The 16,898-nt window shown below is 49.1% G+C and carries 14 protein-coding genes; 12 read left to right on the forward strand and 2 right to left on the reverse strand.

The window, feature by feature from the left end:
- Positions 1-112 precede the first annotated feature (112 nt).
- On the reverse strand, positions 113-1,318 hold the full coding sequence (locus tag CZ379_RS16110) for a pyridoxal phosphate-dependent aminotransferase (RefSeq protein WP_110932552.1): 1,206 nt from the start codon (positions 1,316-1,318) through the stop codon (positions 113-115).
- Between the two features lie 179 nt (positions 1,319-1,497).
- Between CZ379_RS16110 and CZ379_RS16115 the strand changes: the two genes are divergently transcribed.
- Entirely contained in the window at positions 1,498-2,307 is an 810-nt protein-coding gene (locus tag CZ379_RS16115) for a carbon-nitrogen family hydrolase (RefSeq protein WP_110932553.1), read from the forward strand.
- Positions 2,308-2,388: 81 nt separating this feature from the next.
- On the opposite strand, the gene CZ379_RS16120 is transcribed toward CZ379_RS16115, so the two are convergent.
- A complete protein-coding gene (locus CZ379_RS16120; RefSeq protein ID WP_110932554.1) occupies positions 2,389-3,309 on the reverse strand; it encodes a LysR family transcriptional regulator in 921 nt (306 codons plus the stop codon).
- Between the two features lie 198 nt (positions 3,310-3,507).
- Here CZ379_RS16120 and lepB point away from each other — a divergent pair, with 198 nt between their 5' ends.
- The 11 genes from lepB to CZ379_RS16175 all read left to right on the forward strand — a co-directional run.
- Complete coding sequence (gene lepB / locus CZ379_RS16125; protein WP_110932555.1) at positions 3,508-4,065, forward strand: signal peptidase I; 558 nt, start codon at positions 3,508-3,510, stop codon at positions 4,063-4,065.
- Between the two features lie 237 nt (positions 4,066-4,302).
- A complete protein-coding gene (gene leuC, locus CZ379_RS16130; RefSeq protein ID WP_199925632.1) occupies positions 4,303-5,730 on the forward strand; it encodes a 3-isopropylmalate dehydratase large subunit in 1,428 nt (475 codons plus the stop codon).
- A 26-nt stretch (positions 5,731-5,756) separates the two neighbouring features.
- Positions 5,757-6,359, forward strand: coding sequence for a 3-isopropylmalate dehydratase small subunit (leuD, locus tag CZ379_RS16135; RefSeq protein ID WP_110932557.1), 603 nt, complete (start codon positions 5,757-5,759; stop codon positions 6,357-6,359).
- A 267-nt stretch (positions 6,360-6,626) separates the two neighbouring features.
- Positions 6,627-8,123 (forward strand): N-acetylmuramoyl-L-alanine amidase family protein, encoded by a 1,497-nt coding sequence (locus CZ379_RS16140; protein ID WP_110932558.1) that lies wholly within the window; start codon positions 6,627-6,629, stop codon positions 8,121-8,123.
- Positions 8,124-8,170: 47 nt separating this feature from the next.
- Positions 8,171-8,734: a GerMN domain-containing protein gene (locus CZ379_RS16145; protein ID WP_110932559.1), complete on the forward strand. Its 564-nt coding sequence runs from the start codon at positions 8,171-8,173 to the stop codon at positions 8,732-8,734.
- Positions 8,735-8,956: 222 nt separating this feature from the next.
- Positions 8,957-10,387 (forward strand): N-acetylmuramoyl-L-alanine amidase family protein, encoded by a 1,431-nt coding sequence (locus tag CZ379_RS16150; protein ID WP_110932560.1) that lies wholly within the window; start codon positions 8,957-8,959, stop codon positions 10,385-10,387.
- 80 nt (positions 10,388-10,467) lie between these two features.
- Positions 10,468-11,079, forward strand: a complete 612-nt coding sequence (locus CZ379_RS16155) for a GerMN domain-containing protein (protein WP_110932561.1) — start codon at positions 10,468-10,470, stop codon at positions 11,077-11,079.
- Positions 11,080-11,152: 73 nt separating this feature from the next.
- Positions 11,153-13,906, forward strand: a complete 2,754-nt coding sequence (locus CZ379_RS16160; protein ID WP_110932562.1) for an S-layer homology domain-containing protein — start codon at positions 11,153-11,155, stop codon at positions 13,904-13,906.
- 94 nt (positions 13,907-14,000) lie between these two features.
- Positions 14,001-14,669, forward strand: coding sequence for an endonuclease III (nth, locus tag CZ379_RS16165; RefSeq protein ID WP_110934414.1), 669 nt, complete (start codon positions 14,001-14,003; stop codon positions 14,667-14,669).
- A gap of 34 nt (positions 14,670-14,703) precedes the next feature.
- Complete coding sequence (locus CZ379_RS16170; protein WP_110932563.1) at positions 14,704-14,988, forward strand: NAD/NADP transhydrogenase alpha subunit; 285 nt, start codon at positions 14,704-14,706, stop codon at positions 14,986-14,988.
- Positions 14,989-15,352: 364 nt separating this feature from the next.
- Positions 15,353-16,898 (forward strand): dynamin family protein (locus CZ379_RS16175; RefSeq protein ID WP_199925633.1); only part of this gene is annotated, 1,546 nt, incomplete at its 3' end.

Raw genomic sequence — 16,898 nt, forward strand, 5'->3', positions numbered from 1 at the left:
ACGACGCTGGTCTAACGTACTGGTCCCGTCTTCACGTTTAGTCTCATCATAAGAATCAAAAGGAATTACTGATAGAATACCATGCGTGTCAAGGCATTGCAAAGCAAAAGAGTTAGAACAGACCAAGCTTGCCAATACGCTGTACCGCCTCGCGCAGCCGATCCTCGCTGCTGAGCAGCCCGGCTCGGACATAACCTTCACCATGCGGGCCGAAGCCGATGCCCGGCGCAACAGCTACCTTGGCATCGGTTAGCAGCTTTTGGGCGAAGGAAGCAGAGTCCCATCCTTTCGGCACGGGCAGCCATGCAAAGAAGGAGCCGCTTGGCCTTTGCGCCGCCCAGCCGATCTTGTCCAGCTCATCGAACAAGGCATTGCGGCGGGATTCATAAACGGCAACGAGTTCGGCGACGTTGTCCTGAGGGGCAGTCAGAGCTACCTTAGCTGCTTCCTGAATGCCGCCGAACAAGCTGACGTAAATGTGATCCTGCAGCAAATTGATCAGCGAAATGATTTTTTCATTTCCGAGAGCAAAGGCGACGCGCCAGCCTGCCATGTTATAGGTCTTAGACAAGGTGTAATATTCGACGCCTACTTCCTTGGCGCCTTCGGCCTGCAAAAAGCTGACGGGCTTCTTGCCGTCAAAGCCGATAGCTCCGTAAGCGAAATCGCTCGCAACAACGATCTCATTCTCGGCCGCGAATTTGACGGTATCCTCATAGAAGGATAGAGGCGCGGTAGCCGAAGTAGGATTGTTCGGATAATTCAGGAACATCAGCTTTGCTCGCTTGCGGTCGAGGGGAAATATCGCCCCATAATCAGGCAAGTAGGCATTGTCCTCACGCAGCGGCATGAAGGACATTTCGGCTCCGGCAAGGGCCGCCCCCGACCAGTAGTCGGGATATCCAGGATCGGGCACCAGGCATAAATCGCCGGGATTCAGCAGAATCTGGACAATTTGCACAAGACCTGTCTTGCCGCCGAACAAGATGGCAACCTCCCTTTCTGGATCAAGCGACACCCCGTAGTCATCCCGGTAACGCTGACAAACCGCTTCTTTGAGGAAGCTGTAGCCCTGGAACGGGGAATACTTATGATACTGTGGGTTGGCCACCGCCTGCTGAGCGGCGCGTACGATATGATCAGGCGTAGGGCGATCCGGGTTGCCCTGCCCTAGATTGATTACGTCATGGCCTTGCGAAATTTCCCGATTCACGCTTTGGACAAGGGAAGCAAAAAACTGTTTCGGCAGTTTATCCATCACATCCGCGGCATGTATTGGAAAAAGGGAGCTGCCCTGTGATTGATTTTGTCGGCTCATATTCCACACTCCGGTCTATAAAATAACAATATTCATAATTTAACATGATTTATCCAATATGTATAGAATGGATTAAAACCCTGATTCATGCATGGCAGGCCAAAACGGTACTTGCATGGTTAAGGACAGCCGCTTATGATGATACTCAAGTAACTTTAACGGATGAAAGGAGAGTCGGCATGACTCATCAACGAACGTCATGGAATATTGCCATGATCCAGTGTGATATTCATATGGGAAGGCCCGCTGCTAACCGACAAATCGTGGAGCGCTGGATGGAGCAGGCGCTGAAGGCTGATGTTAAGCCGGATTTGCTCGTATTGCCCGAAATGTGGAATACAGGTTATGCGCTGAAGCAAATTCATGAGCTGGCGGATGTGGAGGGGCGGGAGAGCAGGGAGTGGATCTCCGAGTTTGCACGACGTAACGGGGTGCATGTTATTGCCGGTTCGATCGCGGAGAAGCGCGGAGATGAAGTGTACAACACGATGAGGATTTATGCAGATTCCGGTGAAGAGATAGCCGATTATTCCAAAATGCATCTGTTCCGGCTCATGCAGGAGGAGAAGCATTTATCGGCTGGAGAGTCCGTGGTCACCTTCGAATTGGATGGACAAACCTCGGGGGCTTCCATCTGCTATGATATTCGCTTTCCAGAGCTTACCCGCACACTAGCGCTAATGGGCGCGAAGGTATTATTCGTCCCAGCTGCCTGGCCCCACCCGCGCCTGCATCACTGGCGCACATTGCTTACGGCTAGGGCAATCGAGAACCAAATGTATGTCGTAGCCTGTAATCGCACCGGGCTGAGCGGGAAGGACGATTTCTTCGGCCATTCGATGATTATTGATCCATGGGGGGAAGTGCTCGCGGAGGGCGGAGAGGAAGAGGGCATCATTACGGGGCGAATTGATCTGGCTCTTGTCGATGAGGTGCGCTCTAGAATTCCTGTATTCGAGGATCGGCGCACAAGCTTGTATCAATTATAATTCATTATCTCAGCTGCATTAATTGTAAAGAAGGCTGTCTCCCGGGCTTTGTCTAGCCTGGGGACAGCCTTCTTGTTGGCGTTATGCCTCTTCCTTCATGCGCTGCTCTATCGTCTTGCGGAACGTTTCGATAAATGCCTCGGCCGCCTTGGACAAGTACCGCCCTTTGCGGTAGGCAATAACGAGCGTGCGGCTTGGAACCGGCTCTGCCAGCGGGACGTAAACGGGGATCAGCTCGCTGCGCTTGGCCCGGGCGATAAAGCGCGGAACCAGGGTAATACCCATTCCGGCTGCGACAAGCGACTGCACGGTCTCGATATTGTTGCTCTCGAACACGATGTCCGGTTCAAAGCCAGCAGCCCGGCATAAATCGATCATAATTTTGCGGAAGCCCTGCCCCTTTTTTAGGACGATAAAGGATTCGTCTTTCAGTTGATCCAGGGTTACCCCTCCATTAGGGCGATTGCTTGGGTCGGCAAGATAATGGTTCGGAGGAATCGCGAGATCGATTTTCTCTTCGCCAATCGGTTCGTAGGTTAGAGAAGGCTCCTGCAGCGGCAGAGAGAGCAGGCTAAGATCCGTACCTCCACCGGCCGTAAGCTTCTCCAGGTTCAAGGATGTATCCTCAAGCAGGTTAACCTGAATATCCGGGTACGATTCTTTGAATGCCGGAAGAACATAAGGCAGCAGGTGAGAGCCGGTTATCGGCATGCTGCCAATGACGACGCGCCCGGCGCGAAGCTGGGAAATGTCGTCCATCTCCTGACGGAGCTGCTCGACCGCATCCATAATTTTGCGGGCATGCTTAATGAAGCTGGCACCTGCGTGTGTAAGCTCAACAGTACTTGTATTGCGCTGGAACAATTTCACGCCGAGCTCCTTTTCAAGCTTGGACAATTGCTGGCTAAGCGATGGCTGCGCGATGTGGAGCTTGTCAGCCGCTCTGGAAAAGTTGCGTTCCTCAGCAATTTTTAAAGTGTATAGGAGCTGCCTTAATTCCATGAGATCACCTTTTTCTTGAATTGGGTGCTGCGATGCGATTCATGTCTTGACTTCTATAAGTATAGCCTATCATTTTCAAATAAAATATAGGACTTATTGATGCTTACAGTAGGCATACTGCTCTAAAATTTTATTATTATGTAAGATGGTTGTATAATTATTATAAATGGGAAAATGGGAATTGGAGGTTGCCGTTCTATGAAAATATGGAAAGAGGTTCAGGGCTGGGGGCTATCTATTATTATCGGCTTTGTAATCAGCATGTTCATTGGCATTTTTATTATACAACCATATAAGGTGAACGGTCATTCTATGGAGCCTACACTCGATGATAAGCAGCGGATATACGCCTGGAAAATATCGCAAACACTGGAGAAGCTGCCAAGCTATAAAGATATCGTCATTATCGATAGCCGTGTTGATCGCAGCCGCTCATTCTGGGATAGTGTCAATGAGCATCCGTTGATCCGCATTATATCCGGTAACAAGAAGGAAGATTTCTTCTATGTCAAACGGGTTATCGGCCTTCCGGGCGATATCATTGAAATCAAAGACGGCCAAGTTTACAGAAATGGCGTTAAACTGGAGGAGCCCTACATTAAAGAACAGATGTACACGGAGCAAAGCCAAGTTTGGGAAATTCCAGCCGATCATATTTTTGTAATGGGAGATAACCGGAATAACAGCAAAGACAGCCGAATGATCGGGCCGGTGCCCATGGATCATATCATGGGTGTTGAGGGCTTCAATAAATAGTACTACTGCAGCATCTAGCAAGAAACCGAATAAAGAGACCTTCACGATGCGGAGGTCTCTTTAATTCTTGAATATGAATTCATTATAGTTAATTCCTATAACTATTATAGAAATTATATCTTGGAACAATGACTAGAGAGATGATATAGTAATGACAACATACGAAGCGTGGATTAAGGCGCGTCATGCGCATTTCCGCTTTGTTACATGTTCGAATCCTTCAGTGGGGTGAATACGATGAGTAATACTAAAAAGACAATGTATGAGAAAATTTGGGACAATCACGTGATTTATGCGGAAGAAGGCAAGCCGAGCATTATTTACATCGATTTGCATTTGGTGCATGAGGTAACCTCTCCGCAAGCATTTGAGGGACTGCGCCTCAGCGGACGCAAGGTGCGTCGTCCGGAGCTGACTTTTGCGACGATGGATCATAACGTTCCTACGAAAGATCGCTTTAACATTAAAGACCCGATTTCCAAGCAGCAGATCGACACGCTAACTAAGAACTGCCGCGATTTCGGCGTAACGCTCTACGATCTGGATACGATTGATCAGGGTGTTGTACACGTCATGGGACCGGAGCTTGGTTTGACTCATCCGGGCAAAACGATCGTCTGCGGCGACAGCCATACGTCTACTCATGGCGCATTCGGCGCGCTCGCATTCGGGATCGGCACGAGCGAGGTAGAGCACGTCATGGCTACTCAGTGCTTGCAGCAAGCCAAGGCGAAGACTTTAGAAGTACGATTTGTCGGCAAACGCAAACCCGGAGTAACTGCTAAAGATATGATCCTTGGCGTCATCGCCCAGTATGGCACGGATTTCGCGACGGGATATGTTATCGAATATACCGGTGAAGCGATTCGCGAGCTGACGATGGAAGAAAGAATGACCGTATGTAATATGTCTATTGAAGCCGGAGCCAGAGCGGGATTGATTGCTCCTGATGAGACGACATTTGAATACCTGCGCGGCCGTGAGCACGTTCCGCAAGGTGAAGCTTATGATCGCGCTGTAGCAGAATGGAAGAATCTCACTACAGATGAAGGCGCCGAATATGACCGTGTCGTGGAATTCGACGTCGATGCGTTGATTCCGCAAGTGACGTGGGGAACGAGCCCAGGTATGGGTACAAATATCAATGCAGCGGTTCCAAATCCGAATGACTTTGATTCCGATAATGAGCGGAAGGCTGCAGAGAAGGCGCTTGAGTATATGGGGCTTACTCCTGGTACGCCGATGACCGATATCGAGATCGATTATGTGTTTATCGGCTCGTGTACGAATGGACGTATCGAGGATCTTCGTGCGGCAGCACAAATCGCGCAAGGCTACAAAGTATCTGACAAAGTAACGGCGATTGTCGTTCCTGGTTCAGGTCGCGTGAAGCTGCAGGCCGAGAAAGAAGGCCTGGACAAAGTATTTACTGAAGCTGGCTTTGAATGGCGCGACGCAGGCTGCAGTATGTGCCTTGCCATGAACCCCGATGTTCTGGAGCCGGGTCAACGCTGCGCTTCCACCTCTAACCGGAACTTCGAAGGACGCCAAGGCCGCGGCGGCAGAACGCACCTCGTTTCGCCGGCAATGGCAGCGGCGGCGGCAATCAAAGGCCGTTTCGTCGATGTCCGTGAATGGAATGTAAAGAGCGAAGTCGTTAGCTAAGAAGGCGAAAGAGGGGAGAACTTATCATGGAAGCATTTATCAAACATACAGGCATCGTCGGTCCCGTGGATCGCGTAAACGTAGATACGGACGCTATTATCCCAAAGCAATTTCTTAAACGGATCGAGCGTACCGGATTTGGACAATTTTTGTTCTTTGAATGGCGTTTTGATACGGAAGGGAAGGTAAACCCGGAATTCGAGCTTAATAAACCGCGCTATGAAGGTGCTTCAATTATGATTTCCCGTGTCAATTTCGGCTGCGGCTCCTCCCGGGAGCATGCGCCTTGGGCGATTCTGGACTACGGCTTCCGCTGCGTCATCGCACCGTCCTTTGCGGATATTTTCTACAACAACTGCTTTAAGAACGGCATCCTGCCAATCAAGCTGTCCGAAGAGCAGGTAGAGGATTTGTTCCAGCGTACTGCTAAGCATGTGGGCTATCAATTAACGGTTGATCTGGAGAATAAAACGATTAAGGATGAACATGGCTTGAATATTTCGTTCGACCTGGATGAGCACCGTCGGCAATTCCTGCTTCAAGGCTTGGACGATATCGGGCTTACATTGCAGCATGAGGATCTTATCTCTGCTTATGAAGCGAAGCGGGAAAGCCGCTCCCTTGCATAATGTCTGCCTAACTTAAAAGACAGCTCCGAAGTCTATCCCATTAGACATTGGAGCTGTCTTTTTTTGTCTATTAGTATAAGCAGGGATTTACAAATCTATGCACGAATAAATAGATTAAAGTCTATGATCTCGGCGAATTATCTGTTAGTATGGGATTAATTAGAAGACGAGAGGGAATTGTGTATTTGCATGTCGTGTCATATTGTCGATAGAACGGTAAACCATCACAGCCAGATGGCGGAAAAAAAGAGATTGGTAGGGGATACGATGAAGAAGTTGGGTTTTCTGTTATTGCTGGTTGTTTTTATGTGGGCTTTGCCGGGTACGGGGCAGGCCTCCGCTGCCAGCAACTCGATCTTTCTAGACGGTCAGGAACTGGAGCAGCCTAGCGGCGCTCAAGCCGGGCTCGTAAACGGCAGCGTCATGGTTCCTATTCGTGTCATATCGGAAGGACTCGGTTATGAAGTCGGATGGGAGAAACAGACCGGAACTGTGGCGATAAAACAAGGCGACAGATCGCTGCAGCTTTTCATTGATAACGGTAAAGCAATCGTTGACGGCAATGATGTTGCATTGTCTGCCGCTCCTTTGCTCAAGGGAGATACGACTCTGGTGCCTTTGCGTTTCGTAGGAGAGCAGATGGGACTGCAGGTCAGCTGGGATAATGACACGAAGTCTGCGCATTTGTACAGTTCTAGCTCTGGCTCGGACAGCGGTGTTGTAAACGGTGGAGCCAGCACGCCGCCGGCAAATGAGGGAGAGGCAGAAGTTGTTCCGGAGCAGCCTGTAGAGCAGCCGGATGCGAATGTAAGCAGCGGTTCTGGAACAACGATAACGAATAATCCAAGTACGAATCTTGCGACGATCAGCGGACTTAGCTTCAGCGATAATCGTCTCATGATTTCTACCGACCGCGCGGTTGAGCCGAATGTATTCAAGATGAGCGGCCCGGAGCGTGTAGTAATCGACGTGCCGAATGCCAGATTTGCTGATCAATTCGAGGACGCATTGCCTTTGGATGCGACGAATCAGGGACAGCTTACGGTCGAGGGTTATCCGGAAGTGGCGCAAATTCGCTATTCCTTGTTCAGCAACGATCCATCTACGATAAGAATCGTCATCGATTTGAATGAGAGCAGAGAGTTCGTGGTTACGAATGAGAACAGCTTTACCTTTATCGATTTGACCTTGGAGCCAACGGTTCCATTTATACCGGCAAGACCTGACGGCAAGAGCCTGATTGTTATTGACGCTGGCCATGGCGGCAAGGATCCGGGCGCAACGAGCATATCCGGTGTCTTGGAGAAGGATTTCAATTTGGCGATTGCTTTGAGAGTGGATGAGCTGCTTAAGCAGGAGCAAGATATCATCACTGTGATGACGCGAAGCGACGATACATACCCGACGTTGGATGAGCGGGTAAAGATAGCGAATGAACTTCAGGCCGACATATTTATTTCCATTCATGCCAACAGTGGTTCTGCAACAGCTTCTGGAACTGAAACCCTCTATACCCGAGACGCCAGCATAACTCTTGCAGACACAGTGCATAGGCATGTGATCGAAGCTGCGGGATTGAAAGATCGCAAAGCGAAGCATCAGAACTTGAAGGTGACACGTGAGACGACGATGCCTGCTGTACTTCTAGAGGCTGGATTCCTGAGCAATCCGCAAGATGATGCTGTGTTGAAAGATCCTGCCGTGCAGGATAGAATTGCAGCAGGCATCGTAGCAGGGATCAAAGAATATCTAGGCCTGCAATAGAAATTGTGGTAGATGGGTATACAATATATAAGAGAGGGGGGATCGATTTGAAAAAATTAAGTATAATCGGAGCGGTACTGCTGCTTGCTGCTGCATTGGCCGGATGCGGTCAGAAGCCACAGGCGGCTCCAGAAGTAATGCCGGAATCGCCTCCTGCTGCAGCTGAAGGTTCGAATGTCTCCCAAGGGGCGGGACAGAATGATACTGAGGTGACTGAACCTGAAATGCAAACTGCCCAAATTAAGCTCTATTATACCGACGATAATTTGATGGAGCTTACGGAGGTGCAGCGTGAGATTGAATTCCAGGAGGAACAGGATAAATACGCTGAAGCTTTCAAGCAATTGCAAATAGCAGAGAGCGGATTTTTCTCGCTATGGGAGAAGGTCATTTTGAACAAGGCGTCCTTGGCAGATGGTGTACTCCACATCGATATTCAACTGCCTGACGAAGCACGCCTGGGATCGGGGGCAGAAGTGCTGGCGATTGACTCGCTGAAAGCGACGGTATTTCAGTTTGTGGAAGTGCAGAAGCTTGAGCTTACCGTCGATGGAGAACAAGTAGAAAGCTTGATGGGACATGTGGAACTAGAATATCCCATGACTCGTTAAAATGCGGCAAAATGGATTAACAAAAGACTGTTCTTACAGCTATGTGCTGTGGGAACGGTCTTTTTTTGCACGGCAGCCGGCAGGGACCATTGTCGGAAAAAAGGAAAGATTACGCAACTTTTAAGGTTGCAGGGCGTCTAATATGTCGTCTGGTGATGTCGAGAAAAGAAACTCAATCATCGGTCATCACGAGGCAAAATTTAAGGATGGTAGGGGTGACGGATGAAGAAAATTGGGTTTTTGGTGTTTTTGCTTGTTTTTATTTTTGCTTTTCCAACGATAGGACAAGCTGCCGGAAGCGGCACAAGTATTTATCTGAATGGAGAAGCGCTGAACTTGCCGAAGAATGGGCAGGTTCAGAACGTGAAAGGTAATGTGATGATTCCGATTCGTGTCGTCATGGAGGAGCTGGGTTTTGACGTCGACTGGGAGAAAGGGACGCGCACGGTAACTATAAAGCAAGCCGATACAACGATCAAACTGATCGTCAATCAAACAAGTGCAACTGTAAATGGTAAGAAAGTGGCTCTGGGCATCGCTCCGATGCTGAAACAGGATACGACGCTCGTGCCGCTAAGATTCGTTAGCGAACAGATGGGTCTTACCGTAGGCTGGGATAATGCGACGAAGACGGTATATTTAATTACCCCGGATCAAGGCGGCGGAAACGAAGGGGGCAGCAATACCGATTCAGACAGCGGCAACTCGGATAATGGCTCAACCAGCCCGAATCCAGTCCCTCCGCAAAATCTGGCTTCGGTCAAAGGAATCAGCTTTGATGCCAACCGCCTGATTATAGCGGTAGACAAAAATGTAAAGCCCAACGTTTTCAAGCTGAGCGATCCAGATCGGATCGTCATCGATATTCCGGATACAAGGTTCGATGATACATTCTCAAGCAATCATTCGCTGGATGCCTATCAGACTGGCTTCATGGACATTAATGAATATCCGGATGTAACCAAAATTCGTTATTCGCAGTTTAATGATAATCCGTCTACGATTCGCGTCGTTATGGATTTAGCGCGTGCTAGAAATTATTCCTTGCTGAACGCGAACGACGGCTATATCATTATCGATTTAAACGTGGATCAGAGCTATCCATCCCACAGTAATGGAAAACCGCTGGTCGTCATTGATGCTGGGCATGGTGGAACGGATCCGGGCGCTATCAGCGTGACGAAGAAGAGAGAGAAGGATTTCAACCTAGCGATTGCCAAAAAGGTTGAAAATTTATTGAAGAAGGAAACGCAGTTGGATTATGTGCTTACCCGCAGTACAGACGTCTTTGTAACGCTGCAGGATCGGGCCAAGCTTGCAAATAATATGAATGCAGATTTATTCGTCTCATTGCATGCGAATAGTGGTTCAGCTACAGCTAGCGGCGTAGAGACTTATTATACGCGGGGGGAAAGCCTTCCCTTTGCTAAAATCATGCATAAGTATCTCGTCGAATCTTCCGGATTGCCGGATCGAAAAGTACGTGCAAAGAGCTTGCATGTAACTCGGGAAACGACAATGCCGGCGGTATTATTGGAATTCGGTTATTTAAGCAATGCCGGCGATGAGGCTGTGCTGTTTACGGAGAAGTTTCAGAATAGCGTCGCCCAAGGTGTTGTCGATGGAATTATGGATTATCTTGGCTTTAAATAACCAGCGGTTCAAAATATGAGTGTTCAGGAAGTCGAATTGGACGGCTTCTTGAACTATCTCTATAGGAGGAGGAAGTAACCGTGAACAAAAAGATATGGCTATCCGGGATTTTGGTGCTTCTGCTCGCAGTGACCGCTGGATGCGGTCAAAAGCCAGAAGCCAAGCTTGGAGAGGGAGATGGCAGTGGTTCTAACCATGCTGGCAACAGTGAAATCGGCCAGACGATACAAGAGCCGCCGAATAATCCTGTTGCTCATGGTGCAGGCAATTCAGATGATGTCTCCCCAGTGCAAGAGCAGGTGAAGAAGACGGTTATCCAAACTTACTTCACAGATGACCAAATGAATGATTTAATTGCGAAGGAAAAGGAAATTTCGTACAGCGATGATGAGCAGAAATATATGAAAACTATGAAGGCTCTGCAGCATAGTGAAGCTTCTGAACTGCTGTCGCTTTGGGGGAAAGTGAACTTCAAAGAGGCGAAGCTGGATGGCGGAAAATTGACAGTCGATTTGTCGCTGCCGGATGAGGCGAGGCTTGGTGCAGGTGGCGAATCGCTCGCTGTAGAATCATTAACGAAGGCGTTATTTCAATTCGACGAAGTGAAATCTATTGAAGTGCTGATAGACGGCCAGCAAGCGGAAACGCTGATGGGGCATGTCGAATTAGAGCACCCTTTTCTAAGAAAATAGCAACTTTTTGGAGGAAAATACACCTCGCCGTCGAACATGGTTAAGAGATCATTTTTTTGAAGGGGAGAATTTAATGTCATCATTTAAACGCAGCTATAGACGAAATTCCAAAAAAGCGGTTTCAGCCATGCTTGCAGCCACGATCTGCTTAAGCGGCGGCGGTGCCGCTTTTGCAGACGAGCCGGCAGGATCATCTGCGGATGCGAGGACTAATAATAGCAACACTGTGAATACGGCATTTACTTTGTTTAGCGATGTGCAGAACGGCTTTTGGGCGGAGAAATATATTTATAAGCTGGCTGCACAGGGCATTATCGTCGGGGATGCAGGAAAATTCCGGCCAAGCGACAGTGTCACGCAGCAGGAAGCCATTACGATGGCGATTCGCTTCATGAATCTGAGCGGGGAACTCGGCAGTGGGGACACCGCGCCAGCGGATCTGCAAATCAGCGGATACGCCAAGCCTTATATCGAGCTGGCAATTAAGAAGAACCTGATCGATAAGGATGAAGAACTCGCAGCGATAAAAGCCAATGAGTCTTGGGGGCAGAAGAAAGCGTCCCGCGAGTGGGTAGCTAAAGTATTGATCCGTGCTTTGGATAAAGATGAGGAGGCTAAAGCGCTTGGAGCAGAGGCTACGGGCTTCGCGGATCACGATAAAATTTCCGCTAATGTACGGGGCTACGTCAAATTAGCGGCTCAACTCGACATTACCAAAGGGATTGAAGGCAATAAATTCGATCCGCAGGGCAATGTAACCCGAGCGCAGATCGCAACCTTCTTTGGCAAAGGAGGAGAGCATTTAAACGCTAATTATTCGAATGTGTACGAAGGGATCGTAACCGAATTAACGGATAGCAAGTTGACCTTATACGTCGATAATCAACTGAAGAGCTTCATTCTAGACAACCGCAGCGTATACTATAATAAGGACTCGCAACTCAAGATTTCAAAGGGTGATCTGAAGCCTTATACGAAAGTGATGGCCATCGACAAAGTTGGGTCGGCGGCGTATGTCGAAGTGATCGATGCAAAGCAGCAGTTGGAGACTACAGAAGGTACTTTACTTCGTATTTTGAATGGCAACCGGATTTTGATGCTCGTTAACAATGACTCCGTGGAGTACACTTTTGATGACACGACAACTTTCCTGGATCAGAACGGAAATAAGGTGGCTGCCAGCACTCTGACGCCAGAAAGTACGATTATTGTACAACGCGAGACTTATTCGTCCGCCAAGAAGCCTGTACTTGTTCAGGTGAAGTCGGCTTTGGTTAGCAAATCAGGCACAGGTACAATTGATGCCGTTGATGTAACAGGCAAGAAGATATCGATTCGCGACGCTTCGGGTACGGTCGAGACGTTTGCAGTAGATGATAAGACGATACTCTTATATCAGAGCCAGAAGTTGAATAACCTTAGTGAATTGCGCGAAAACTCCTCTATTAAATATACAGTGAACAACAGTGTGCTGGATTCCTTGGAGGTCACTCAGAGCGTAGAACGCACGGTATCCGGAACCCTTCTAGGACTCGATCAAAATGGACGGCTCATTACGTTCAGCAATGCTAGCGGTTATCCTGAAGTGAAACTGTTGGTGGAGAAGCCGGAAATTATCGTTGGCGGGATCAATGACGCGACATTTGACGATCTGATCGCGGATTTAAATGGCGGCGATAAGGTGGAACTGACGCTGGACGCTGAAGAGCGGGTGACGAAGATCGTCGTGCAGGGACGCCAGTCCGAGCAAATGAATGCAGCGACCGTCGTTAACTATGACAGCAAGTCGAAGACGCTGACCGTTTTGGATGGGAATGCGAAGCCGCATGTGTTCGTTCTGGACGATAAGACTAAAGTAGAGTATAACTCAACACAGCCTACCCTCGAAGGCATGGAATCCGTGCTGAATAAGGATCGGAAAATAAATGTGACATATATCGGCAGCCGAGCGCTAAGCGTGCAAATGATCTATAAATATGAAGGAACCTTCGTCTCCGTCAATACTTCGGAGAAGAAGATTACGCTGCTGACGTCCGATAACAAAACAGTAACACTCCCTTATCAGGGAACAGCTCCTACGATCGAATTGTACGGAAAGAGCGCCACGCTAAGCGATGTAAAAGTAGGCGATGCTGTAGTTGTCATGCTAAGTGTGAACCAGGATGCGGTACAGACGCTGGCTGTGAAATCCTCCGCTCAATTCGTGGTCAGCTCCGTGGATACGTCTTATAACCGTATTAGAGCGGTCAATAGCAATAATGGGCTGACAGAAAGCTTCTATGTCGATCAAGCCGTCTTGACGGACGAGAATGGGAATCCGATCAAGGTATCCCATATTCAAAACGGCCAGACGATCAATGTTGCATTCAATGGCCACAAGGCGGTATCCTTGCAAGTGGTAAGATTGACGCTGGGCAGTGTACAGAATATCGACGCTTCGAACTTGACCGTCAAAACATTCACCGGCGCGATCGAGTCATTCCCGCTGACGAGCAGTGTAAAAGTGGTGCGCGGAACGTCCGTCACTACGGGCACAGGCGGGTTAACGACGGCGGATCATGTGGAAGTACGCAAAGACAGTGACGGCAACCTTGTCGTTAAGGTTCTGACTTCGCTGGAGCGGAAGTTCTCCCGCTATGATGCCAATTCAAGAGAGCTTGTCGTCAAAAGAGCAAGCATTGCCGATGACAAATATCGCTTTTTCGTAAATGCAGATACGTATATTCACCAAGGTGACACGACTATTTCCGTGCAATCTCTGAAAGATGATGATAAAATTGTTTTATATTTCAATGGTGAGAGACTCGTTGAAATCGAAAAACAATAATTATCTTCGTGAGAATAACCGTCTTGTTGCGGGATCATTCCCGGGCAGGACGGTTTTCTTCGTGAAGATTCGTGAAGAAAGGTTAGGTGGAGACATGAATGCCGCGGGTGTCCGTCATATTCTGGACTGTATCGGCACGATGTTTCCGGATGCGCACTGTGAGCTCCGCCACAGCAATGCGTTTGAATTGACGATTGCCGTGCTGCTGTCGGCACAGTGTACCGACGCAACCGTAAACAAGGTGACGGATGATTTATTTCAGAAATATAAGATGCCGGAAGATTATCTTTCCGTTCCGCTTGAAGAGCTGGAGCAGGATATTCGGCGAATCGGATTATTTCGGAGTAAAGCCAAGCATATTCAGAATTTATGTCGGATTCTCATCGAACAGTATGACGGAGAGGTTCCTCGCGAATACGCCGAGCTGGTGAAGCTTCCCGGTGTGGGCCGCAAGACGGCCAATGTGGTGGTTTCGAACGCTTTCGGAGTACCAGCGATCGCCGTTGATACGCATGTAGAACGGGTCAGCAAGCGTCTTGGGCTGGCGGGCTGGAACGACTCTGTGCTTGAAGTCGAGAAGAAGCTGATGAAGAGAGTTCCTAAGGAAGAATGGACGATTACCCATCATCGGCTCATCTTTTTCGGAAGATATCATTGCAAGGCGCAAAATCCGCAGTGTGAGGTATGCCCGCTGCTGGATGTATGCCGGGAAGGCAAAAAACGTATGAAAAAGTCACCAGTCAGAAAAGATAGAGAAAAGTGACTTACAAACCTAGTTTAGAAGAGGATGAGACTCCATGAAATGTATTTCCGTATACACCGACAGTTTTGAACGATTCTCGGATATGTTCGAGCAAGTAATTGAGATTGATTTGCAGGAAAACGACGAACGGGAGCTCGAAGGCATTACCGTCAGCGACTCCGGCGAGGTGCCGAGCCATTATTTGGAGCGCATGGCTGTGAAACCCGAAGTGGTTGTGATGAAGGATAAGGAGAAGGGGATTACGATTCTCCAGCATGGCAAAGTATTTGAAATATTAATTCCATCTGAGGCCGATTTGCTTGAAGCGCCTTCGATGTAATTGCCGCGACTATCGTCACGCGCATCAGCAAGATTGCCGCCAACAGCGAGGGGAAACCTCGCGGGCGGTTTTTTTGTCCTTGCTACAGAAATAATACGAGGTATGATAGGGAGAAGCAGGAGAATATATAGAACGTGCTTGGGAGAGGATGAAATCTTTATTTTTTAATCAAAAACGGAGATAATCGCAACCTGGCACCGAAGAATGTGCTCTGTGCCATGTTTTTCTTTAAATAAGCGGGAAGTTCTTTAATTTTTACTTGAAAATCACTAATTATGAGACTTCCCTGTCAGATGCCACTCATGTAAAATGAATGTATTTCCTAAGACATGGAAGCCACCTTAAATAAGGAGAGTACATATTTATGGAAACGTTGACAATTGGTCGAGACCAGCGGCTTCATGACCGTCTTGACCAGTTTTTGGATTTATACGCGTCAGAGAATGATGTGAAATCGTACCGGGACATTCAGGATTTAAAGAAGAAGCTGGAAGCTTATGAATTAACGGTATCGTTCTGCGGTCATTTCTCGGCGGGGAAGTCTAGCTTGATCAATAGGTTGTGCGGCAAGCAGGTGCTGCCATCCGGCCCTATCCCGACGACGGCTAACGTTGCTGCTATACGCCATGGTGAGCCGCGAGCTGTTCTTACCCGAGCGGAACAAGAGGAATCGCCTGATGGAGCTATATTAGAGCCGGAAGCTTTGCGGGCTGAGCAAATTGAGCTTGATCTCGACCAATTGGACGATTATTGCCGCGATGGAAATACATATTCGATGATCTCTCTTTGGGACGATGTTCCTATATTGGGCCGACATGGCGTGCTGCTTGATACGCCTGGCGTTGACTCCAATGATGCTGGCCATGCGCTGGCCACCAATTCAGCGCTGCATCTGGCCGACGTCGTCTTCTATGTCATGGATTACAATCATGTATTGTCGGAAAGCAATCTATCGTTTGCCAAACGGTTGGCTGATTGGGGCAAGCCCCTTTATCTTGTCGTGAATCAAATCGATAAGCACCGGAGCAATGAGCTTTCGTTCGAGAAGTACCGCAGTGCCGTCGAGGATGCTTTTGAGTTGTGGGGCATCGTGCCGGCAGGCGTGTTCTATATTTCCTTGAAGGAGCTGTCCCATCCGTTAAACATGTTAACCGAGCTTGAAGAGACGATTGCCTCTCTTTTTGATATTCGGCAAAGCTTGCTGGAGTTCAGTGTCGGCTGCTCGCTTTTTCACGGGGCTGAGCAATATATGAAGCGGCTCGATGAGGCCGATGAGGAAGAGCTAGAGAAGCTGCTTGAGAAGATCGGCGGCGAGGAGGCACTCCAAAGCTTGCAGAATGAATTGTCCTCGTTGGAGCAGGAGCTGCTAGAGAAGGAGGACACGATTGATCGATTGCGCGCTGGCTTTGTGAAGGAGTTGGATGGTCTCCTTGCTAATGCGCATGTGATGACGCCTCCGCTTCGGGACGCTGCCGCATCGTATTTGGAAAGCCGGAAGCCGGGCTTCAAAACTGGGCTTCTGTTTCATGGAGCTAAAACCGAGCGCGAGAAGGAGCGCAGAAGGGATGAGTTTCTAGGGAAGCTGAAGGAGCAAACGCTGGCTCAGGTTGACTGGCATGTACGCGATTTGCTGCGTCGTCTTGGGCAGGGCGAGGCGCTTTGGGGCGAAGAATGGGAGAGCCGGCTGGAGGCCGAGCTTCCGCAGGCGGAGGAGGAGTGGATTGCCGGGCCTGCGCGCGAAGGCGCGCTGCTCTCCGGCGAGTATACGCTGCGCTACGCCGCCGATGTGGCGGCCGGAATTACCGGCCGCTACCGCCGCGCAGCCCTCGCCTTGGCGGAAGGGCTGCTTGCGGAGCTGTCGCCGCGTCAAACGGCGGCGCGGCAAGAGCTGGCCGCGCAGCGCGAGGCGC

It is taken from the genome of Paenibacillus bouchesdurhonensis (genome assembly GCF_900155685.1).
GTDB lineage: Bacteria > Bacillota > Bacilli > Paenibacillales > Paenibacillaceae > Fontibacillus > Fontibacillus bouchesdurhonensis.